This is a genomic window from Alteromonas sp. 38 (assembly GCF_902506055.1).
Classification (GTDB): domain Bacteria; phylum Pseudomonadota; class Gammaproteobacteria; order Enterobacterales; family Alteromonadaceae; genus Alteromonas; species Alteromonas lipotrueae.
This window is the reverse complement of the sequence record NZ_LR733300.1, coordinates 870,677-892,777: the sequence shown is the minus strand read 5'-3', so window position 1 is coordinate 892,777 and position 22,101 is coordinate 870,677. Positions and strand designations below refer to the sequence as shown.

17 protein-coding genes and 1 other RNA gene are annotated in these 22,101 nt (G+C 44.2%); 10 read left to right on the top strand and 8 right to left on the bottom strand.

The annotated features are described in order from the left end of the window. Positions 1-2 precede the first annotated feature (2 nt). Complete coding sequence (tkt, locus tag FLAVO9R_RS03820; protein WP_159528901.1) at positions 3-1,997, bottom strand: transketolase; 1,995 nt, start codon at positions 1,995-1,997, stop codon at positions 3-5. 387 nt (positions 1,998-2,384) lie between these two features. Here tkt and metK point away from each other — a divergent pair, with 387 nt between their 5' ends. Then, on the top strand, positions 2,385-3,530 hold the full coding sequence (gene metK, locus FLAVO9R_RS03815) for a methionine adenosyltransferase (protein WP_159528899.1): 1,146 nt from the start codon (positions 2,385-2,387) through the stop codon (positions 3,528-3,530). Between the two features lie 118 nt (positions 3,531-3,648). On the opposite strand, the gene FLAVO9R_RS03810 is transcribed toward metK, so the two are convergent. Further along, a complete protein-coding gene (locus FLAVO9R_RS03810) occupies positions 3,649-4,176 on the bottom strand; it encodes a CYTH domain-containing protein (RefSeq protein WP_159528897.1) in 528 nt (175 codons plus the stop codon). A gap of 318 nt (positions 4,177-4,494) precedes the next feature. Between FLAVO9R_RS03810 and FLAVO9R_RS03805 the strand changes: the two genes are divergently transcribed. Continuing rightward, positions 4,495-4,965, top strand: coding sequence for a hypothetical protein (locus FLAVO9R_RS03805; protein ID WP_159528895.1), 471 nt, complete (start codon positions 4,495-4,497; stop codon positions 4,963-4,965). Positions 4,966-4,992: 27 nt separating this feature from the next. Here the strand turns inward: FLAVO9R_RS03805 and FLAVO9R_RS03800 are convergent, their stop codons facing one another. Next, on the bottom strand, positions 4,993-5,547 hold the full coding sequence (locus FLAVO9R_RS03800; protein WP_232370576.1) for a 3'-5' exonuclease: 555 nt from the start codon (positions 5,545-5,547) through the stop codon (positions 4,993-4,995). A 189-nt stretch (positions 5,548-5,736) separates the two neighbouring features. After that, entirely contained in the window at positions 5,737-6,885 is a 1,149-nt protein-coding gene (locus FLAVO9R_RS03795; RefSeq protein ID WP_159528893.1) for an iron-containing alcohol dehydrogenase, read from the bottom strand. Between the two features lie 84 nt (positions 6,886-6,969). On the opposite strand from FLAVO9R_RS03795, the gene FLAVO9R_RS03790 reads away from it, so the two are divergent. The 5 genes from FLAVO9R_RS03790 to FLAVO9R_RS03775 all read left to right on the top strand — a co-directional run bounded on the left by FLAVO9R_RS03790 (position 6,970) and on the right by FLAVO9R_RS03775 (position 14,146). Further along, positions 6,970-7,884 (top strand): AraC family transcriptional regulator, encoded by a 915-nt coding sequence (locus tag FLAVO9R_RS03790; protein ID WP_159528891.1) that lies wholly within the window; start codon positions 6,970-6,972, stop codon positions 7,882-7,884. Positions 7,885-7,993: 109 nt separating this feature from the next. Next, a complete protein-coding gene (locus FLAVO9R_RS03785) occupies positions 7,994-9,235 on the top strand; it encodes an ABC transporter substrate-binding protein (protein ID WP_232370575.1) in 1,242 nt (413 codons plus the stop codon). Beyond that, complete coding sequence (locus FLAVO9R_RS03780; RefSeq protein ID WP_159528889.1) at positions 9,235-12,105, top strand: ATP-binding protein; 2,871 nt, start codon at positions 9,235-9,237, stop codon at positions 12,103-12,105. The genes FLAVO9R_RS03785 and FLAVO9R_RS03780 overlap by 1 nt, the downstream gene beginning before the upstream one ends. A gap of 155 nt (positions 12,106-12,260) precedes the next feature. After that, positions 12,261-12,719 carry a hypothetical protein gene (locus FLAVO9R_RS20420; RefSeq protein ID WP_232370574.1) on the top strand — a complete coding sequence of 153 codons (459 nt, stop codon included), beginning with the start codon at positions 12,261-12,263 and terminating at the stop codon, positions 12,717-12,719. Positions 12,720-12,808: 89 nt separating this feature from the next. After that, the gene (locus FLAVO9R_RS03775; RefSeq protein WP_232370573.1) at positions 12,809-14,146 is read left to right on the top strand and encodes a putative bifunctional diguanylate cyclase/phosphodiesterase; all 1,338 of its coding nucleotides are present in this window, start codon (positions 12,809-12,811) and stop codon (positions 14,144-14,146) included. Between the two features lie 42 nt (positions 14,147-14,188). On the opposite strand, the gene rnpB is transcribed toward FLAVO9R_RS03775, so the two are convergent. The 4 genes from rnpB to FLAVO9R_RS03755 form a co-directional block, all read right to left on the bottom strand. Then, positions 14,189-14,538: RNase P RNA component class A (rnpB, locus tag FLAVO9R_RS03770), an RNA gene on the bottom strand. Between the two features lie 53 nt (positions 14,539-14,591). Further along, on the bottom strand, positions 14,592-16,052 hold the full coding sequence (locus FLAVO9R_RS03765; protein WP_159528887.1) for a potassium/proton antiporter: 1,461 nt from the start codon (positions 16,050-16,052) through the stop codon (positions 14,592-14,594). Between the two features lie 90 nt (positions 16,053-16,142). Beyond that, complete coding sequence (gene secD, locus FLAVO9R_RS03760; protein WP_159528885.1) at positions 16,143-18,728, bottom strand: protein translocase subunit SecD; 2,586 nt, start codon at positions 18,726-18,728, stop codon at positions 16,143-16,145. Between the two features lie 69 nt (positions 18,729-18,797). Then, positions 18,798-19,193: a hypothetical protein gene (locus FLAVO9R_RS03755; protein WP_159528883.1), complete on the bottom strand. Its 396-nt coding sequence runs from the start codon at positions 19,191-19,193 to the stop codon at positions 18,798-18,800. 499 nt (positions 19,194-19,692) lie between these two features. On the opposite strand from FLAVO9R_RS03755, the gene FLAVO9R_RS03750 reads away from it, so the two are divergent. From FLAVO9R_RS03750 to FLAVO9R_RS03740, 3 genes are all read left to right on the top strand, one after another. Beyond that, positions 19,693-20,517: a hypothetical protein gene (locus tag FLAVO9R_RS03750; protein WP_159528881.1), complete on the top strand. Its 825-nt coding sequence runs from the start codon at positions 19,693-19,695 to the stop codon at positions 20,515-20,517. 125 nt (positions 20,518-20,642) lie between these two features. Continuing rightward, positions 20,643-21,371: a phage tail protein gene (locus FLAVO9R_RS03745; RefSeq protein WP_232370572.1), complete on the top strand. Its 729-nt coding sequence runs from the start codon at positions 20,643-20,645 to the stop codon at positions 21,369-21,371. Positions 21,372-21,389: 18 nt separating this feature from the next. Then, positions 21,390-22,100 (top strand): phage tail protein, encoded by a 711-nt coding sequence (locus FLAVO9R_RS03740; RefSeq protein WP_159528879.1) that lies wholly within the window; start codon positions 21,390-21,392, stop codon positions 22,098-22,100. The last annotated feature ends 1 nt before the right edge of the window (position 22,101 follow it).

The following is a 22,101-nucleotide window of genomic DNA, read 5'->3' as shown; positions in this document are numbered from 1 at the left end:
CGTTAGCTAAGAGACAATGCTGCCTCTACCACTGCTTCAGTAGTAATATTGAAATGTTTGAACAAGTCACCTGCTGGTGCTGATTCACCGAACGTATCCATCCCAATGATGGCGCCGTTGAAACCTACGTACTTGTACCAGCTTTCTTTAGATAACGCTTCAACTGCAACGCGCTTAGTTACGCTAGAAGGCAATACGCTTTCACGGTAATCCGCTGATTGACGGTCGAAAACGTCGGTAGAAGGCATAGAAACTACACGAACCGCTTTACCATCTGCAGTTAGTTTATCTGCTGCTTCAACAGCAAGTTGAACTTCAGACCCTGTAGCAATAAAGATGTATTCAGGCGTGCCTGCACAATCTTTAAGCACATAACCACCTTTGGCAACGTCAGCAACTTGCTGTTCGTTACGTTCTTGCTGAGGCAAACCTTGGCGAGTGAAGATCAACGTTGAAGGACCATCGTTGCGCTCAATCGCGAACTTCCATGCAATAGCAGATTCAACTTGGTCACATGGACGCCAGTTATCTAGGTTTGGTGTAGCACGCAGCGCCACTACTTGCTCTACAGGTTGGTGAGTTGGACCATCTTCACCCAAACCAATTGAATCGTGAGTGTATACGAAAATAGCAGGTTGCTTCATAAGCGCCGCCATACGTACCGCATTGCGAGCGTATTCCATAAACATTAGGAATGTAGCACCGTAAGCTTTAAAACCACCATGAAGGGTAATACCGTTCATCATGGCCGACATACCGAACTCACGTACACCGTAATAAATGTAGTTACCCGATGCGTCAGTGGCTTCAACGCCTTTACTGCCATCCCAAATAGTCAGGTTTGAACCGGCTAAGTCGGCAGAGCCGCCTAGAAGTTCTGGTAACAAAGGACCAAATGCATTTAATGCATTTTGTGATGCTTTACGTGACGCAATGTTTTGCGGGTTAGCTTGCAAATCAGCAATGATTTTATCCGCTTTATCGCTGAAGTCTGCTGGCAATTCGCCATTTACACGACGCTTAAATTCAGCGGCTAATTCAGGGTATGCACTTTCATATGCTGCGAAGGCGTCGTTCCACGCGCTTTCAGCATCGCCGCCCTTGCCTTTAGCATCCCAACCGGCATAAATGTCGTCTGGAATTTCAAACGCACCGTGGGTCCAACCAAGCTTTTCGCGGGTAGCAATAATTTCGTCATCACCTAATGGTGCACCGTGGCAAGACTCAGTGCCTTCTTTGTTTGGCGAACCAAAACCAATCACCGTTTTACAGCAAATTAGCGTAGGCTGAGCGCTGTTCGATTTAGCTTGTTCAATAGCGGCTTTAATTTGTTCAGCGTCATGACCGTCAACACCTTCAATCACTTCCCAGCCGTAGCTTTTAAAGCGTGCTGGTGTGTCATCGGTAAACCAACCTTCTACTTCACCGTCAATTGAAATGCCGTTGTCATCCCAGAAACCAATAAGTTTGCCCAGGCCTAATGTGCCCGCTAGTGAACAGGTTTCATGAGAAATACCTTCCATCAGGCAGCCATCGCCCATGAAGGTATAGGTGTAGTGATCGACAATATCATGGCCATCACGGTTAAACTGAGCCGCTAATACTTTTTCAGCTAGCGCCATACCTACTGCGTTACTAACGCCTTGGCCAAGTGGGCCAGTGGTAGTTTCAACACCTGGTGCATACCCATATTCTGGATGGCCTGGCGTTTTAGAGTGCAGCTGGCGGAAGTTCTTAAGCTCTTCAATAGGCAGTTCATAGCCTGAAAGGTGAAGCAAAGAGTACAACAGCATAGAGCCGTGACCGTTTGAAAGCACGAAGCGGTCTCTGTTTGCCCAAGACGGGTTTGCTGGGTTGTGTGATAGAAAATCACCCCATAGTACCTCGGCAATATCAGCCATCCCCATAGGGGCGCCTGGGTGACCAGATTTGGCCTGTTGAACAGCGTCCATGCTTAAAGCACGGATGGCATTGGCAAGTTCACGACGAGAGGGCATGTTGTCTCCTGATTTATTTGTAGCTGAATTTCGCTAAGGGAACACTGTGGGCAAAATCCCTTTGTTCAACCTTAAAGCGCTGCATTGCTGTATATCGTAATGTGGGCGTTATTCTTACCCATGCCACCATTCAGTTCAATGGCTTTTCATTGCCATTACCGAAAGTTGGCTAAAATAATGAATATTCACATCATTCCTTTGCAAGCCAATGTCGCTTCACTAGGAAAGCGTGGCTAAATTTACTCAATTATCTATAAAAGTGATCCGCGACTGTCAACAAATCGTAACGAAAGGACTTTTAGACGTCTAGAAGTAAAGACTGGTATTTATACCTTGTTTTAGTACAATACTCACCTATTTTGAACAATAAACGCTTATGGAGCATGTATGGCCACGCATTTATTCACCTCCGAGTCAGTGTCTGAAGGACACCCGGACAAAATCGCCGACCAAATCTCAGATGCGGTTCTAGATGCTATTCTAGAACAAGATCCTCGTGCCCGCGTGGCCTGTGAGACTTACGTTAAAACCGGAATGGTATTGGTAGGTGGTGAAGTCACTACCTCAGCGTGGGTTGATATTGAAGAAATCACACGTAAAACGGTAAGAGACATAGGCTACGTTCACTCTGATATGGGTTTCGATGCTGATTCTTGTGCCGTATTAAACGCTATTGGTAAACAGTCGCCAGATATCAACCAAGGCGTTGACCGCGAAAGCTTAGAAGAACAAGGTGCAGGCGACCAAGGCTTGATGTTTGGTTACGCCAGTGACGAAACTGATGTATTGATGCCAGCGCCTATTACTTATTCTCACCGCTTGGTACAGAAACAAGCTGAAGTGAGAAAATCTGGCAAGCTAGACTTTTTGCGCCCTGATGCGAAAAGCCAAATTACCTTTAAGTACGAAAACGACAAACCTGTAGGCATCGATGCCGTAGTACTTTCTACTCAACATTGTGACTCAGTTTCTACTGCGCAAGTACGCGAAGCGGTAATGGAAGAAATTATCAAACCAGTGCTTCCTAGCGAATGGATTGATAGCAACACCCGTTTCCACATTAACCCTACTGGTCGCTTTGTTATTGGCGGACCTGTCGGTGATTGTGGTCTAACTGGTCGTAAAATCATTGTAGATACCTACGGTGGTATGGCCCGTCACGGTGGTGGTGCTTTCTCAGGTAAAGATCCTTCAAAAGTAGACAGAAGCGCGGCATACGCAGGCCGTTATGTTGCTAAGAACATTGTTGCTGCTGGACTAGCTAAGCGTTGTGAAATTCAAGTGTCTTACGCCATTGGTGTTGCCGAGCCAACCTCTATCAGTATAGATACTTTCGGTACCGGCGTAGTTGATGAGAAAACTCTAGTGGCCTTGGTTCGCGAACATTTCGATTTACGCCCTTATGGCTTAATCAAAATGCTTGATTTAGAACGCGCTATTTACTTACCTACTGCTGCTTATGGTCACTTCGGCCGTGAAGCCTTCCCGTGGGAAGCGACTGATAAAGCTGAAGCGCTCCGCTCAGCGGTTTAGTCTGCTCAGCGCCGTTAATCTAGCTCAAAACTGAAAAAGGGTCGCTTTGTAAAGCGACCCTTTTTAATTTCAGGTCATTAATTTGCTATAGCTTGGCGATAGCGTGCTTATATTTTGGCTATATGGAACCTGCGAGAATGGAAGCACTTTTCGTACTCCCACTCGCTATGACCATATCAGGCAAGCCAAATCGCGCTAACGCAACATTTTGAAATTCTTTCTTGTGGGTCACTTCCGTTTCAGCAAAATCTGGCGGCAAAAACTGTCGACTACTCATTTCACTGTCAAATTCAACTTCCACTACTTTCAACGGTGCTAAGTTACCGGTGAAAATATCTATCACCAGCTGAGCTCCAAAAAAGTCGATACGATATCGCTGCTTTTCCACCCGCATATTTTGGGTTAAAGGCCATAAATCAGCGAATTGCTCAGAATCCAACGCAATTCGCGTGTCTCTGCGTTTAAGGCCAACACCTTGTTTAACGGCCATGGTGTAGTTACCGCCTTCATCTCTAATTCGAATATGCTTATCCGGCTCGGTGGCTAAATAACCTTGTCTTATTGCCACAGGTTTTCGTGTATCTAACAAACCTTCTGGCACATAGCTTACTAAAAACTTTCGTTCAAATTCCCATTCCGTTTGCATCACTCACCTCCGGCCATGTTCCCTATTTGAAAGTACTGCTTTGCCTACTAAATTGAAGTAAGTCTTACTACTACCCTTTAAAAGTTAGTTCACAATAGAAATATCTAACAAGTTTATTTTTAACCTTTTAGATAAAAGACTACACTTACTATTCAGCACTCATTTTTTGTTTCAGTTTTGTGTCAAATTTTTATTTTAAAGTTAGGCACATAGGGCGAACAAAATACACTCGTGGCTATGAAGCTACCACTTATATTTATAATAATCGGTAGTCATTAGAACAAGTTAACGCTGTCTCACTCGACCAGGAAATTTTTCATGAAAACATACCCAACTTGCGTGGTTTGTTTAATATTGCTTGCCCCTTTGAGTGCCGCTTATAGTGAGGCCGCTGATTGGGACAGCTACTACGGCCCTATCGTGTTTAAAAGCGAAAAGATAGCAAAGTGGAAAATTAAAAGTCGCTTCAATGAAACGCGCCTCGAATCCATACCTGGCTACGATAGTCATTTTAATGCCAGCAAAAATAGTCAACTATCAATTCGCGCTCACCGTGCGTTAACGCTACTTTTCGAACAACAAATATATGCCTCGTTTAATACGAGTCACTCACCTTTACAGTACTATCCTGAATGGCGCTATATACCCGAAGACTTAGGCACTTTTACTCGATTGGGTTGGCTAGTTGGTGACGAGAGTGGTTTAAATATGGCGCTGGAATTTGAACATCGAGAAGTAGGAGATAAAGAAAATAATGCGCTTACGTTAGGTGTTCAATACTTTTTCTAATGTCTGGAAGAACCCTTAATGCGGGTTCTAATTTTTGTGTTTTGCTGCTTCCACCTGATTACGGGTTTCCACATACGTGCTTTGAATAACTTTTGCATCGGTACTTGCTCGATGGCGACGGTCGTCGCTTTGCGATTCAATATTTGATTTAACGCCGTGCCAAAGTGCCATTTGAGGTTCGCTTAACACATACTCTAATGCACGACATGAAAAAGACATTTGAACCGAGGCTGCTGCAAAAAGTTTAATAAGCCAAGGGTTATCTACCACCCAACCATCGCTGTACACAATGGTATTGCTTAAAAAGGCGTTAAGCTCGTGGCACACTTTGACCGGACAAACGCCGTAAGTGTTCAACATGGCTCTGGTGATACCATGCAAAGACTCTGCTTCTTTATCCCAATGAACCCAACTATCAAAGGGACGAATGAGTTTGCACCATTTTGCACCATCATAGCGCACTATCCCTATTTCAATAGGATAACTACGGGCACCAAACCCACTGGCTTCCAAATCAATAATGGAAGGGGGATAATTTCTCTGCAAGCTAACTCCCATCTGCGCTGACGTAAAATGCGCCATACCTTCTTTAAACCTAATAAATTAACTCAGAAAGCGCAAACGGAATTGAAAATCATACTTCTGTTGTATAATTAAAAAACAAATCGACACTTCATCTACCGTGTTAATAGTAGAATCGTGCCAATTTGTATTATTGTACAATCAGAGCGCGAGCTATAAATAAAGCGACAGCCCGCTTTTAGGTGGTTATTACTCAGCCACTGCCAAGTTGAGAATTTGCTCACTTACTTCTGGGGTAATGGCACCCGTTTCACCGAGTGAGAGCATTTTGTTTCCTTTCAGCTTTTCGACCACAGCATTAACGGCACTTTGCTTGTCGCCTTCATGCTCAGTAAGCTGGGTAGCGACTTCAAGACTCTGATAGAACGCTTCGATAGCGTCGATAGTTCGAAGCGCAATATCATCGCTCTCGTCTAAACCAAATACATTTTGGCCCATCTGCGACAACTTTACTGACTTAGTGTCAAGTTGAACCCGTAGTAGTGACGGCTGAACAATCGCTAATGAACGAGCGTGATCTACACCATAAAGTGCCGTGAGTTCGTGGCCGATCATATGGGTAGCCCAGTCTTGCGCAACACCCGAACCGATAAGACCGTTCAATGCCTGGTTTGCAGACCACATTAGGTTAGCGCGCCATGCATCATCTTTGTTATTAATTTTTCCGCCAAGTTGAATGAGGGTTTTCAGCAAAGTCTCGGCGTAACCATCTTGAACCGGTGCATTTTGCGGGAAGGTTAAGTACTGCTCGCAAACGTGAACAAAGGCATCGACTAAGCCGTTAACTACTTGGCGATGCGGAAGGCTTTTTATTACATCAGGGTCTAATACAGCAAATTGCGGATAAACCAATGGAGACATAAACGCCAATTTTTGCTTTGTCGCTTTTTTACTAATAACAGAGCCGCCGTTAGATTCAGAGCCTGTTGCTGGCAAGGTCAGAATGGCACCGATAGGCAGCGCGTTATCAACGGTGTGCTTGCCCGTTAGAATATCCCAGCCTTCCCCCTCATATACGGCGCTTGCCGCAATATATTTGGCACCATCGATAACGCTACCACCGCCTACTGCAAGAATATAGTCAACGCCGGTCTCTTTAATTAGCGCAACAGCTTTGTCTAGCGTTTCAATGGTTGGGTTGGGTTCAACGCCACCGAAAGATTCCCAATTGTAGCCTACTAGCGCGTTTTCTACTTGCTCATACACGCCATTTTTTTTAATAGAACCGCCGCCAAATAACACTAATACGCGGCTGTCTTTTGGGATCAGGGTATTGATTGAGCCAATCTGCCCTTGGCCAAATTGAATGCGAGTTGGGTTGCTGAATGAAAATTTCATAGTCTTTCCTCTGTCATTACATGCTTGTGTTAATGCATAATAGTGCTATTACGCGTAAACAAACCGTCTATTTCTGGAAAAAATTTGCCTATTTCTACAAACAATACTGTTTCCACTCCTGATATGATTTTATTAAGTCAAATTCTAAAGCAGTTTTTAAGCACCCTCGGTAAATCAGCGCTTAGTGGCGTGAGCAAAACGGATATAGAGGGCATACGAGTTTTTCGCGACCCTCATGGAAGCCCCAAGCAGCCTCTACTTTATCAGTCAGGCATTATTATCATGTTACAAGGCACTAAACGCTTGTATGTTGATAATCGTGAAATAGAATACAAGAAAGGCGATTACATTGTTTTCGGTGTGCCCTTGCCTGCTCAGTGTGCAGCAACCTTGGATGATGACGACTGCATATTGGGTTTAGTCATTGATATTCCCGCTTCGTTACTTGTAGAGCTTTCCCAATGGCGTGACGCCAAGGCAAAAAATAGCCCCGCTCCTACCTTCACAGTAAGTCAGCAGTCATTAGATAAAAACATAGCCGATGCCACACGCAGACTACTTCAAGCTTTAGCCCACGGTAATAGTGCAAAGGCATTGGGCGCAGGTTTTGTACGAGAAATTGTATATTACATCCTTAATGGCCCTGCCGGTCATGTTCTTTGCGGCCTTACCGACAACGGACATTATGCGAGAATCGCACAAGCTTTGCGGACGATTCATGATGAGTATGCCTCTGCGTTAAACGTAGATTCACTTGCCGCCCGTGCGAATATGAGTGTTTCTGGTTTTCACCGCGCATTTCGGGAAGTAGTATTGGATTCACCCGTTCAATATATAAAGAAATTTAGACTGTCTAAAGCCAGAGAGTTGATCGCATTAGGTTATCGAGTGGGAGACGCTGCCGACGCGGTGGGTTACAACAGCCTGTCTCAGTTCTCTAGAGAGTTCAAACGCTACTACCAATTCACCCCAGTACAAGACCGTCAATCTGCTCATTAATTACCGTAATATAACTAACTTAACGCTGTTATTCACCGAACAAAACCTTGCTAAAAGTGCGGTTTATGCATGACTAATAATTAAACAAAAATAGACGAAAGAATAATGTTTGGAAGGTAAAACTAACCAATTAATGCTATACAATTACAAGCCTTACCCTCAACTTAAAGATTTTATGCGCTTACGTTTCACTTTTTGGCTGTTAACGTTAATGACATTAAGCTTTCACTCTAACGGCAGTGAGGCGTCTTCACCACTTTATATTGGTATAGACGCAGACTTTTCGGCTGTCGCCGTTGACGGTGGTGTAGCTATTAAACGGGGCGTTGAACTTGCGGTAGATGAAATTAATAAAAAGGGGGGCTTACTAGGCCGTCCAGTTAATATCATTTTAAAAGATCATAGAGGCAACCCTGCCCGCGGCATTCACAATATTAAACAGTTCGCCACCAACAGCGATTTAATCGCCGTAATAGGGGGCGTACATACGCCTGTTGCGTTAGCCGAGCTTGAGTCTATTCATCAACTTAACTTGCTATATCTCGTTCCTTGGGCGGCAGGAACACAAGTAATTGACAACCAATATGCTCCTAACAATGTATTTCGCGTGTCAGTTCGTGACGCAGAGGCGGGGAAAGTACTTATTCAGCATGCTGCTTCTCGTGGTATTGAGCGTGTAGCACTGGTGTTAGAGCGTACTGGGTGGGGTCGCTCTAACGAGGCATCACTCACCTTAGCCGCTGCCGACATGGGGATAACCATAACGACTATTCGGTGGATTAACTGGCAGCAGAAAAAATTTGAAGAGGATATATCTGCTATCAAATCAGACAAAGCAGAAGCCATCATTCTGGTTGCCAACGCACCTGAAGGTGCGGTAGTAGTAAACGAATTAGCAGCACAAAACCTCACAGCTTTACCTGTTATTTCCCATTGGGGCATTGCTTCGGGGAACTTTATAGAGCGTTTAAACGTTGAGCCGGACTTACTTAATTTGTCGGTTCTACAAACCTTCCACTTTGATTATCAAAAACATGCAAAAGCCCAGCAGTTGTTAGAGGCTTATCACAGCAAATATGGCCTAGTCGATCCTTTAGCTATTCACGCGGTTACAGGTATTGCGCACGCTTATGATCTTGTCAATATGCTAGCGTTAGCGGTAACCAAAGCAGGCAGTACCACGGTAGATGCGCTGAGAAATTCACTGGAAGATTTAGGTAGTTTTGAAGGTGTAATCAAAACTTATGACCCAGCATTTACACCCACACAGCATGACGCATTAATGGCTAAGGACTATTTTATGGCTTCATTTGATAAAAAAGGTAACTTGGTCGTTCTGGAAAATCAGTAATGCAATTTCAGCCACCACCGCTTAGAAAGCGCTTATTAACCAGTATGCTACCCCGTTTGTTCGGGTTGATTTTAATTGTTGCGTTAATGCTTTTTGCGTTTGCCTTCTTTTTTGCCAAGCAGCAAATCGAAACTGTACAACAACAGTCTATTGAAGGCTTAAAACAAGACCTTTCTTTTATCGTTAATGATACGACGCGACAATTATCAGACCTGGCGTCTAATGACATCATTATTAATTCCCTGGTCGACTTTGAGCAGAGAGACAATTATCTCCCAATGTTCTTTAGGTCGTTAAAGTTAACCCAAACCCGTAATGTTGAGTTTGCGTTGTACGACTTTTCCGGTGAGATGGTAATTCAGAAAAATTGGAGTCATTCTATTTCTGAAAAACTAGATACTGCGTGGCAACAAAGAACACTAGGCGCGTCGCTATCATTTTCTTCAATCACCCAAAATGGGGTGCTTTTTTCAGTTCCGGTTTTGCTTGGCGGTGCGGCAGAAGGGGCATTGGTCATGTATGTAGAAAGCCTTCAAGCCTTATTAGCCCCCTACCCTAGGCTAACTAACCAAATTGTTACTGAAGAAAATGGGCTGGTACTTTTCAGCAGTGATCCTGAATTTATCGTTCCCGGCACACCGTTTAGTGATGTCGATACCATGGGCTATGTGTTACAAGACTCGCGCTATCAAAACTTAATCCTGTATAGCATTAAACCTATCGGCAATGCTCTAAAAGGCTTGTATTGGTTGGCGCTGCTCATGCTGGCCATTATTGTAGGTATTGTCTTAGTTAATTTTCACATGATTCGAACCACTGCACTACTTGCAGAGAATACCTTATCAGCCCTTTATAAAGACATTGTTAATCGTATTAAAGATACCGACTCACAAGAGCCAGTGATTGTAGAAGAGGCTAGAGAATTAGCCAATATTCGCAGTGCGTTTGATACCTTAATTTCTGACCTTGCAGAGATGTCCTTATCGAATGAACAGTTTTCTAACGTTATTGATTCGATGGGAGACATGCTCTTAGTCGTAGATGAAAACCACCGCGTAATGTTAAGTAATAAGCGATTCGATGCTTTTTGTGACGATCAATATGGTGAGCGTGAAGGTACGGTTAAGTACATTCTCAACAAGCTCATTAATAAATCGGCAGGAGAGTTAAAACACTTCTCCATCGAAGATGGTTTAGAAAAGCATATTAAGTGGACGAACACACCACTTGAAGATGCTAACCATAAAATTAAAGGCGCAATATTCGTAGGGGTCGATTATAGCAACCAGCGTTCGCTAGAAAGCCATGTGCAAATTCTTAATCACGCTATGGATGAAGCCACTGTCTCTATTGTTATTGCGGATATAAAGCGTACGGGTCAACCAATTATTTATGTAAACAATGCGTTCAACCGCCTGACTGGTTACAATAAAGAAGATATTATTGGTAGAAATTGCAGGTTTATGCAAGGAGAAGGTACTGATAGCAATACCACCGCACTAATACGAAGCGCTATTGCTAACCGCGAGCCAATTGAAACCACCATTCTCAATTACCGTAAAGACGGTGTCTCTTTCTATAACAAACTCATACTCACACCCGTAAAATCCGATGGCGAAGTTACACACTACATTGGTTTTCAACAGGATGTTACACAGCAGCGCCAAGCGGAGCGCTATTTACAAGATGCGAAGCAAAAGGCAGAAGAGTCAGCGCATATGAAATCTGGCTTCCTTGCCAGTATGAGCCATGAAATTCGTACGCCTATTCACGGTATTTCTGGGGTACTGCAGTTGCTATCAAATTCACCATTGAACGACGAGCAAAAGCATTACCTCTCGCTTGCTAATTTTAGTATTCAAGGCCTACTGCACATCGTTAATGACATTCTTGATTTCTCTAAAATTGAAGCAGGGCAGCTTCAAATTGATGATCAACCCTTCGATTTACTCGAAACCCTTGAAAGCTTGCAGTCGCAATATGCCATTTTATGTCAAGAGAAAGGACTACGTCTGCATTTTCATTTTAACCTTCAAGGCTTTCACGTAGTCATTGGAGACTCTGTTCGCTTCCGGCAGATTCTGTCTAACTTGATTGGCAACGCGGTTAAATTCACTGAGAAAGGTGAAATTGACGTAACTACCACCTTAGAACACACCAACAACGACAAGCTTCGCTTAACCTGCGCAGTAAAAGATTCAGGGATAGGTATCGCGAAAGACAAACAAGCAGGAATTTTTGATGTGTTTACCCAAGAAGACCTGTCTACAACCCGCAAATTTGGTGGCACCGGGCTAGGGCTTTCTATTAGTAAACAGCTATGTGAACTTATGGATGGTGAAATTCGTTTAGAGAGCGAGAAAGGTGAAGGGAGTACATTCACTTTCAATATCATGCTAAAAGAAGGTGATGACAGCCTAGTTACTCCCCAGCGAAGTAAAACCCATAGCCACAACACAGCAACGCACAAACGTAAAATTCTCATTGTTGAAGATAACGACATCAATCAAGTCATTGTGAAACAACATTTAAGCGCTCACAAAACATTGAGTGCGAAATCGGGTATTGAAGCATTGGAAGCCTTAAAGAAAATGAAAGTGACTTTTGATTTGATATTGATGGACTGCCAAATGCCTGACATGGATGGTTTTGAAGCAACCCGCCGTATTCGTCGCGGTGAAGCTGGCGAGCGATATGTTAACGCCCCCATCATTGCACTAACAGCGAATGCCATGAAAGGTGACAGAGAAGACTGTTTCAACGCTGGTATGAACGACTATTTGAGTAAGCCCTTCGATGTTCAAGACCTATTAGAAAAAGTAGATTACTGGGCTGATAAAAGCGCCGTAGCCAAACTTCAGCTTAGCTGATTCATTACTCTTGTTTACCTCAAACACTATGCACTTTGAATAGGGTAGATTTGTCGTCTATCCTATTTACACCCATCAAAAAAATAACTTTTCAATAGTAAATACCGTTAAGCAGCAATGGCTTAATATCATGACTTAATGAACTCTTGGTAAACATGACTCACACCCCTGAAATTACAACAGGCCAACAAGAAATGTTGGCAGTACGATACCGTCGACGCTATAGGCTCTGTCAGGTTTTAACTATATTAGGGGTGCTTTTCCTATTTGCGTTAGGGATTTTTAGCGTAGTCGACGGCGCTCATGTCTTAGGCACCATATTAATCGTTAACGCTCTGGTCGGCCTACTAAACCTTTACCTTTTACAACGTACCGGAAATATTGAGCGCGCAGCCACCATTTTAAGTGGTATTCTTTTTTTCTTATCAATGAGCTTAATAATTACAGGCGGCAAGAGTAATACTGGAATCTTATGGGTTTATCCTATTGTTGCCATTAACCTATTTATCAATCGCTTCTGGCCTGCGGTGTTTTGGTTTGGGGCTTTCAGTATTGCCAGTGTTCTACTGCTGTTTACACCCGTTTCAATTTTATTGATAGCTACTCACTCGTAGAAGCAATTCGGTTTATTTTAACGATGCTAGCACTAAACGCGATCTGTCTAGCTGCCTTACGTTCCGAGGAACAAGCCTACCGAACGATTATGCAATTGCATGATGATGATATCCGGCAAATGGCCTTTTACGATACGCTGACAGGCCTTCCTAACCGCTGGAGCTTCAAAACTAACCTAGAACGCCTGCTAACCCGAGCAGGAAAAGATAAACAACGCATTGGCTTGTTGTATATTGACCTAGACAACTTTAAGCAAGTTAATGACCAATACGGCCATGAAGCAGGCGACCGACTATTGCTTGGGTTCAGTGAACGGCTTTGGGAAGCAATACGTCCCACCGATCAACTGTTGAAGCCGGAAGCAGAAAGTTTGGCAAGACTCGCTGGCGATGAGTTTGTTGTGCTACTTCCTAATATCAAAGAGCCGCTCGATGCCAGTGTCGTCGCAACACGTATACTAAATATCTTCGATGGTGGTTTCGAAGTCGATGACGTAACACATATAATTTATGCCAGTATTGGCATTGCCGTGTATCCCGATGATGCCACCGAGTCCTCTATGTTACTTCATCATGCAGATGCGGCAATGTATGACGCCAAAGATAACGGCCGTAATTGCTTTAGGTTTTTCACCCAGAAAATTGCCGATACGATGCACCAACGACAACAGATTGAAAGAGGCTTACGACAGGCGTTAAGTGAAGAGCATTTCTCTTTGGTTTATATGCCTATATTTGACTGTAAAGATAACACTATTGTAGCCGTAGAAGTACTACTTCGCTGTCAAAGCCCTGAACTAGAAGGGTTTGGCCCAGACCACTTTATACCGGTTGCGGAAGCTACTGGCTTTATCAAAGAAATCGATTTATGGGTCATCGACAATGCCCTGCAAGCGCTAGTAATCTTGCAGCAAGAACATTATTTTAAGGGACAAATCTGTATAAATATCTCGGGGGTAGAGCTGCACAATGAACCATTTCCCGCACAGCTTAAGAACCTATTAGAGCGCCATAACATTGCACCTGAAAGTGTAGAGCTTGAAGTCACTGAAACCGCATTTGTGGCTGATGATGCAATCGGCTTAGAAACGCTAAAAGCACTGGATGAGCTAGGGGTGTCGTTAGCGCTCGATGATTTTGGTACAGGCTACACTGCTTTTAGTCAGTTAATACATTACCCTGCTGATTGTCTGAAAATTGATCGTTCTTTTGTTAATGACCTTTTTTCAGAACGTGAAGCACGCAACAAGATGGTGATGATTATTCAAAATTTGGCAAAGCTTTACGATCTTCGCGTTATTGCTGAAGGCGTTGAAACTGAAGCTCAGATGAATTATCTACGTGAAAACGACTGTGACTGGGCACAGGGATATTATTTATCGCGCCCGCTGCCTTGGGATGACTTACTTAAATTATTGAGCGATTGATGAAATGGCAAGTGAAGCAGACGCTTCACTTACTCAAAAGAAAGGTGGAGTTGGCCGATAAGCCGGGTTCTGTCGTGGGCAACCATTCCTCTAGATCAGCAATTACTCACTGATTCAAGCAACCTACCCGATCCCCATGCGGGCCACACGTTAAGGGATCCTATTTGGTCTTGCTCCGGGTGGAGTTTACCTTGCCACAACCTGTTACCAGGTGTGCGGTGCGCTCTTACCGCACCCTTTCAGCCTTACCGGCCATTGCTGGCTTAGGCGGTCTTCTCTCTGCTGCACTTGTCGTCGGCTCGCGCCGCCCAGACGTTATCTGGCACCCTGCCCTTTGGAGCCCGGACTTTCCTCCCCTTTCTTACGAAAGCGGCGATTGCCTGGCCAACTCCGCGGCGCATTCTACATGAAGATAGCCTATTTAGCGACAATCACTTGGCAGCTTTTAGGTATCGCCGTAAAAGCAAGTCTCTACCACGTTTTTATCAAGTAGTTTTGTTATAACAAAAACCTGATCTTCTGCCCGTAAAACTGTGCTCCCTTTGGGAATAAGCGTACTTTCACCACGGGCGACTAACGCCACAACGGTATCTTCGGGTAACCCCAACTCTGAAATACTTTTGCCTGTTGAGGCGGACATAGCGTGAAGCACAATTTCAATTAACTCGCGTTTGTCTTTAGCCACTTTAACGATTTCTAGCGTGTTCGATTCACCTCGAGGGTTATCGAGTACTAAACCCAGTTTGCGCGCAGCAAATGGCAAACTTGCCCCTTGTAGTAGGGCTGAAATCATAACAATGAAGAACACCACGTTAAAAATAAGTTCGGCGCTGGGTAATTCAAAAATGAGTGGAAAAATTGCCAGAATAATAGGCACAGAACCACGAAGCCCTACCCATGAAATAAGCACTGAAGCTTTAAATGAAAACCGACTGAGTAATAACAATGGCATTGCCACCAGCGGCCGGGCCACAAAAATAAGTACTACGGCAATCAACAAGCCTTCTTTCCAGGTATGTAGAAGCTCAGAAGGGGTAACCAACAAGCCTAAAATAACAAACATCGCTATTTGACTTAGCCAAGCCAAGCCATCTATGAATACAAAGGTATTTCGTTGATAGGAAAATCGGCTATTACCCACAATTACGCCGGTAATAAAAGTCGCCAAAAATCCGCTGCCATTTAAGTTTGAAGCTAAACCAAAGGCCAACACCCCAAATAACATAACGAACACTGGATATAAACCAATCGCCATAAGCGTTACGCGCCTAAACAACGCAACCGCTAGGCCACCTACTACTGCACCTGTAATGGCTCCCACGCCCATTTGGCTGACAAACAATAACGCTAATTCTGACGCCTTTGTGCTGCTATCTTGAATAAGTGTGATAAGACCAATGGTAAGAAAAATGGCCATAGGATCGTTTGACGCACTTTCCAGCTCTAGGGTTGCTTTTAGTCTTGATGGAATAGTAATGCCCGCATTGCGCAGTACAGAGAATACTGCCGCAGCATCGGTAGACCCAACAATGGCACCAAGTAATAACCCTAAATAAAGGGGCAAATCGAGAATGTACATGGCTGCCACACCGGTTATTGCCGCTGTGCCTACCACGCCTATAGAGGCAAGTAATGCAGCAGGCTTCCACGCCCGCCTAATCGACTTCTTTGAAGTTTGAAGCCCCCCATCAAATAAAATGAGGATAAGCGCAAAGGTCCCTATGGAATGGGCTGCATCGGCATTATCAAAAGAAATGCGACCGATACCATCTTCACCAGCCAGCATGCCCACACCTAAAAAGAGCACTAATACTGGCACGCCAAAACGGGGGGACAGTTTGCTGACCAATACGCCAAATATCGCTAACAAAGCACTGAGTAGAATGATTTGGTCTACAGCAAACACACGTTATCTCCCTTTAACTTAGTAATAATAGTATACAGATGAAATGAGCAAAGCGGTATTTCACCGCTTCGCCTATTTCGATTTTAGCGGTTAAGGTATATGTGCCAGCGACGCTTTTACCTCCTCAGAAGTAGGACGAAGTTGAGCCTTCCCTTTTTGCTCTCTACGTTTACCCAGCATGTGAAGTAACGATGAAGTAATAAACAAAGTCGACGAGGTGCCAATAACCACTGCAAATACCATGGGTACGGCAAAACTGCTAACTGCATCTCCTCCTACTAGCGCCATCGGTAGCAAAGCAAGCAGTGTGGTTAACGAAGTAAATACCGTTCTGCTTAGCGTGCTGTTTACCGCGTCGTTGATAATATCAGCTAGAGAACGCTCTGGGCCAAAGCGCAGCAACTCTCTTACGCGGTCTAACACTACCACTTTATCGTTAATTGAATATCCTATTAAGGCCAGTAGCGCGGCCACTGCGGTAAGATTAAATTCAATACCGGTTAAGGCAATAAAGCCAATGGTTTTAGTTAAATCAAGTAGCACGGTAAGTAAGGCTGCGGTAGCAAAATGTGCTTCAAACTGAAACCATAAATAGGCCAGCATTCCACCTCCAGCAATAAGCAAAGCTAAAATGGAAAGGTCGGCAAAGCCATCACTCACCTTCGGCCCCACAACATCAACCTTATTAAATATCACGGTGCTATCGGCGTCTTGTATCACCTGTTTTAGCGCTTCGATGTTGCTACCTTGCGGGGCTACGGTACTGGATCCGGCATTAGCTTCAGTAATAGGTACAGTGTTCGATTTTGCTGATACTGGCGCACGCAATAAATACTGATTTTCGGCGCCATATTCTTGAATTGCGATGTCTTCAAAATGATGTTGTTTTAGCACTGTGCGCAATTGCTCAGTAGATAGTTGCGGCGCAGAAATTTCCATCATAGTACCGCCGGTGAAATCCACCCCGTACTGCAAGCCAGGTTTAAAGAAGAGCGCCATGGAACACAAGGTTAATATCAGTGAAATACTCAAAGCTAACTTTTTAGATTTTATAAAGTTAAACGGCCCTAATTTATCCGCCATGGTTAACAATGGCGAAGATAAATTAATTGGCTCTCTTTGATGCTTCCTTGTTGCCCGCTGCATAAGCAACTTAGTAAGCGCTACCGAAGTAAACAGTGAAGTTATCAAGCCTATTGCAATAGTGACGGCAAAACCTTTCACTGGACCACTACCAAAAACAAACAATAAGCTAACGGCAATTAACGTTGTGAAGTTTGAATCAACAATAGTACCGAACGCCTTATCAAAACCAATTTTCAGGGCACTACCTGCTGGCCTGCCTTTTTTCGTTTCCTCACGAATACGTTCGTTAATGAGGATATTTGCATCTACCGCCATGCCCATGGTGAGTATCAGCCCAGCAATACCAGGCAGAGTAAGTGTGGCACCAAACAACGTAAGCACGCCAAATACCAGCGCCATATTCACCGAAAGCGCAACACTCGCAATTGCGCCCCAACGGCCGTAAATGGCTAACATAAATACTAAAACCCCGAGTGCCCCTGCAATGCCGCTTTTCACGCCGGTTTCAATAGCATCACTGCCTAAATCTGGCCCTACCGTGCGTTCTTCAATAATATGCAATGGAACGGGTAGTGCACCAGTGCGCAGCATTAGTGCCACATCTTGCGCTTCGCTCATGGTAAAGCTACCGGTAATCTCGCCTCTGCCACCGGGAATAACACTATTGATAACCGGCGCCGTGACGACCGTGTCATCAAGTACTACTGCTAACACGCGACCAATATTGTTTTTCGTCATGATAGCGAATTTTCGAGCGCCATCGTTATCTAAACGAAACGTCACCACGGGTTGACTGGTTTCAGGGCTAAACGCCGCTGACGCGTCGGTAATATGCTCACCTTCTAGCGCAACATGCTTTTCAAGTAAGTACTGCCTGCCGTTAATGTCAGCCCGAGTAAAGCTCTCACTATTTTTCACCTGAGTTTGCCAGTGAAAACGCATTTGCGCTGTAGTACCTAGTAAGGCTTTCACACTGGCTGGGTCTGAAATACCGGGCATTTGCACTAAAATAGCATCGCTACCTTGGCGGGTAACACTGGGTTCTGTGAGGCCGGTTTCGTCAAGTCGTTTGCGTACCACCTCTAGGCTACGATTAATCGCATCTTTTACTACTGCTGCTTGGTATTCCTCAGTAAGCTCAAGGATAATCATATTCCCTTTTTGGCTAATACCTTTTGGAGCAGTGCCTTGCTGTGTCAGAAGCAACGCGCTACTGCCATCTGATTGCAGCGACACTTCATTTGCCCGTTGCTTAACGTTGTAAAGGTCATCGGGGTTCGAAAGCGTAAATTGTACTGCTAACGCGTTTTTGGAAGTATGTTTAACATAGCGAATGTTTTGTTCTCTTAAGTCACTAAAAAGCGCAGAAGAGTAGGTATCTAATTGCCGAGCAAACAACGCGTCAGTATCAGCTTCCAGCAATAAGTGAGAGCCCCCTTGTAAATCTAAACCAAGCGAAAGCGTGTGTTGGCTGTACCACTGTGGTACATGCTGCTTAAGTGAATCGGGCAATATATTGGGCGCGGCGCTAAGTAGGCCTAGTAAAATAACCAGCGCATACACTAGGCCACGAAATGAAAATCGTGTCATAAAAATCCTGCAATAAACCTTTAAAAGTTGAGAAGCACTGCAACTGCAGCGCGTGATATCAGTAAGGTATTACAGGGAAGAAGGTGGGCCGCGATTCGATATGCCCTTCCAATAAAAGGCAATATATTCAAAGGGAGTGCTAAAGATAGTATTCGAGAAATCGACGAAAGCTAAATGATTTTGATATCCAAAGAGAAATACATGTTCATCTGAATTATCTAAATCGGCATCTTGCGGTTGAGGGTGCTGAGTAAACCCAAAGCGTGAAGCAACAGAAAGCCCGAAGTCGGAAAAGGATACCTGCGGGGTTTGCTCATTAAACGATGCGGTATCGTTTGCACAATAGGCTGAAAATGGCGCGCTGAATACAAGCACCGACACCACAATAGAAAAGACCCACGCATAAACTGAAGACGCGTAGTTTTTCTGAGAAGGTGAATGAGCGTCATTGTGACGTTCAGGCATAAAACGATGCATAAGGGCGGTAGTGATAACTTTCTATTATTCCGTTGCGCTGTATATGGGTACGAAATAGTAAAAAGCAAATTTGAGAGTTGCTCTTAATGCTTTTTTAAAGATTTTGTACTCTAGAACACTGCAATGACTATCTACACTGACGTTATTAGGCCGCTCCAATCTTGTAGAGACGTTAGGTTTTTATTATCCCTTAGTATCAACTCCCAAGTGCAACTACGGGCACTTCCACTACCGCTGCTTTAACTTCAAGCCTATCGATATTCGCACTCCTGAAAATGGTGATATTGACTGATAATGAGACGGACTCGGCTACACAACCACTCACTTGACTAACTCAATATCGATGTCAGGTTTATTTACATAAAATTTACTTTATATAAACATTTTTCACTGATTGAATTATAAGCAGTTGAATTAGAATGCATTTAAATCATTGGCTCGATTAATGCCTATTAATCCATCAATTATTTGATTTTTGGAAAACACTATGAAGTTACGCTTCACACTTTACGCTCTTATTGCCGCTTCATTACTTACCTTTCAAGCCAGCGCGGCCATTATCCCAACTGGCTTGAACATTAGTGGCGTTTTACTAACAGATTTAATTGAAGGTGATGGAGACATTATTGCCTCTTTAGATAGAATCGAAAATAGTATTATTGTCCCATCGACGACAATTTCTGGCCCATTGGATACTTCAACGACCATTGGTGACGACCCATTAGAAATAGATCGGCTCACACACACCAGTTCTGGCTTTAAATTCGAGAGCAATTTTAACGGTGTAGCAGGTGCATTGGGTGAGTCCTACCTTGACGGTCAGTTCATCTTCGTTGCAGATAACCAAACCACTGATGACTTTGCGCTTACATGGTCACTTGTCTTTAGCTTAACCGCGAGTGCAGGCGATGAAGCCACCGGTGACTTCATGAATACTTACCTAGTCTTAGATAATGTTTTTAGTACCTTATTCGAACGAGATTTATTTTCTGACACCGTATTAAGTGACCTCCTAATTACCGATGGCGTAGAGTCTGAACCCGGTACACGAGGGGCAGCCATTAGTACCTCGGGTGAGTTCTTTTTTATGCAGACAGTGAGTGCCGGTAGCTTTGATGGATTTGGCGGAATCTTCGGATTGCAATCTATCCTTGATAACGCACTGGGTACCCACAACAGCTTGATTAGCTTTGATATTACATTGTCTGGTATTGAAAACTTAACCACCCCACCAACCACTGTCAATGGGCCAGCGCCACTTGCACTCGTATTTCTGAGTCTTGGTCTTATGCGTTTATGTCGTCGCAAATAGACGAACAAGCTCAACGAAATTAGGTTAGAGCATATATTTAGCATTCAAATTTTAGTTTATTAGTTATAAACACGACTTCCTTGAAAGTTTGCAGTTGGGAAGCGCGATAGAATAGGACGTTTTTTATGAAAAAACTCAGATGTATCACGCCACTTGCCACAGCAAGCTTGCTAATAGCCAGTATCCCGTTAACCGCACAAGCAAACTGTGGCCAGGAGGCTTATATTGCCAGTATGTGTCCATTTGCTGGTAACTTTGCTCCACGCTCAACAGCCTTTGCGCATGGTCAGTTATTAGCTGTTTCAAACAACGAAGCACTATATTCATTGATTGGCACTACTTATGGCGGTGATGGACGCACCACCTTTGGCTTGCCCGATATGCGAGGCAGAGTTGCCATCCACCAAGGGCATGGGCCTGGTTTGTCAAACTACTCCATTGGCAGTAAAGGGGGCCTTGAACAAGTCACATTATCTTCTAACCAGCTTCCTTCGCACACGCATGCAGCAACAACAGTAGCCACGGTGTCCGTTAACAATACAACGTTAAATGCTGATAGCACAGTAACCTTAATGGGAAGTGATTCAGCAGCTAATATCTCTTCACCAGCGGGCAATTCATTGTCGCAGTTGGGCGGTCGAAGGGCACGAATGTACAGTAGTGCCACCCCCGATGTAGTGATGAGTAACGACGCAGCCACGCTCAATGTTAGCGTTGATGAAGCATCGCTTAGTGCTGGTGTAGCAACAACTGTAGGTAATAGTGGAAACGGCCTATCCCATGAAAATCGACAGCCCTACCTCGTCGTTAATTGGATCATTACCTTGCATGGTATTTTCCCTTCACGCAGTTAACTCAAGAGAACTCGTATAATGAAAACAATACTTAAGCCTGTGTTACTTACATCGGTAGTACTAGCAGGAATTTACACAAGCCCTGCGAAAGCTTGTGACTCCGAGCCATTGATTGGCAGCTTATGCACTTTCGCCTTCAACTTTACACCACGAGGTTGGGCAATGGCGGATGGACAAATTTTATCTATCAACCAGAATCAAGCTGTGTTTTCTCTTTTTGGAACGACTTACGGAGGTGATGGCCGCACAAGTTTTGCCCTACCGGATTTACGCGGTCGGGGGGTTATTGCTCCAGGCCAAGGGCTGGGGCTTACTAATTATAGTTGGGGACAAAGAGTTGGCGTAGAGTCAGTGGCGTTAACCGCTGCGCAAATACCTGCTCACACTCATTCAGCATCGACAACCATCTCGGTCAATATTGCAGATGATAATGACAGCGTTACCGCTGTAGCAGTACTAAAAGGCGCAACATCTTTAGGTGATTCAGCTACCCCTTCCGCAGCTATTTTTGCTCCAAATGTTGGCAGCGCTAACGCATATTCAACCGCTACGCCTGATGTTGCACTAGACGCTGACAGTATTGCTGTATCGCTATCCGGCAGCACTAACGCAACAGTGACAACGACAATTACCCCAGCAGGAGCAGGACAGGCACATTCCAATCGAATGCCTTATCAAACCCTCACTTGGGCAATCGCGCTTCAAGGCCAATTCCCCAGTCGCTCATAAT

What these genes read in the sequence shown, in the direction of transcription:
- tkt (WP_159528901.1), bottom strand. Translation starts at nt 1,997, where the DNA reads ATGCCCTCTCGTCGTGAACTTGCCAATGCCATCCGTGCTTTAAGCATG.
- metK (WP_159528899.1), top strand. Translation starts at nt 2,385, where the DNA reads ATGGCCACGCATTTATTCACCTCCGAGTCAGTGTCTGAAGGACACCCG.
- FLAVO9R_RS03810 (WP_159528897.1), bottom strand. Translation starts at nt 4,176, where the DNA reads ATGCAAACGGAATGGGAATTTGAACGAAAGTTTTTAGTAAGCTATGTG.
- FLAVO9R_RS03805 (WP_159528895.1), top strand. Translation starts at nt 4,495, where the DNA reads ATGAAAACATACCCAACTTGCGTGGTTTGTTTAATATTGCTTGCCCCT.
- FLAVO9R_RS03800 (WP_232370576.1), bottom strand. Translation starts at nt 5,547, where the DNA reads ATGGCGCATTTTACGTCAGCGCAGATGGGAGTTAGCTTGCAGAGAAAT.
- FLAVO9R_RS03795 (WP_159528893.1), bottom strand. Translation starts at nt 6,885, where the DNA reads ATGAAATTTTCATTCAGCAACCCAACTCGCATTCAATTTGGCCAAGGG.
- FLAVO9R_RS03780 (WP_159528889.1), top strand. Translation starts at nt 9,235, where the DNA reads ATGCAATTTCAGCCACCACCGCTTAGAAAGCGCTTATTAACCAGTATG.
- FLAVO9R_RS20420 (WP_232370574.1), top strand. Translation starts at nt 12,261, where the DNA reads ATGACTCACACCCCTGAAATTACAACAGGCCAACAAGAAATGTTGGCA.
- FLAVO9R_RS03775 (WP_232370573.1), top strand. Translation starts at nt 12,809, where the DNA reads ATGCAATTGCATGATGATGATATCCGGCAAATGGCCTTTTACGATACG.
- secD (WP_159528885.1), bottom strand. Translation starts at nt 18,728, where the DNA reads ATGACACGATTTTCATTTCGTGGCCTAGTGTATGCGCTGGTTATTTTA.
- FLAVO9R_RS03755 (WP_159528883.1), bottom strand. Translation starts at nt 19,193, where the DNA reads ATGCCTGAACGTCACAATGACGCTCATTCACCTTCTCAGAAAAACTAC.
- FLAVO9R_RS03750 (WP_159528881.1), top strand. Translation starts at nt 19,693, where the DNA reads ATGAAGTTACGCTTCACACTTTACGCTCTTATTGCCGCTTCATTACTT.
- FLAVO9R_RS03745 (WP_232370572.1), top strand. Translation starts at nt 20,643, where the DNA reads ATGAAAAAACTCAGATGTATCACGCCACTTGCCACAGCAAGCTTGCTA.
- FLAVO9R_RS03740 (WP_159528879.1), top strand. Translation starts at nt 21,390, where the DNA reads ATGAAAACAATACTTAAGCCTGTGTTACTTACATCGGTAGTACTAGCA.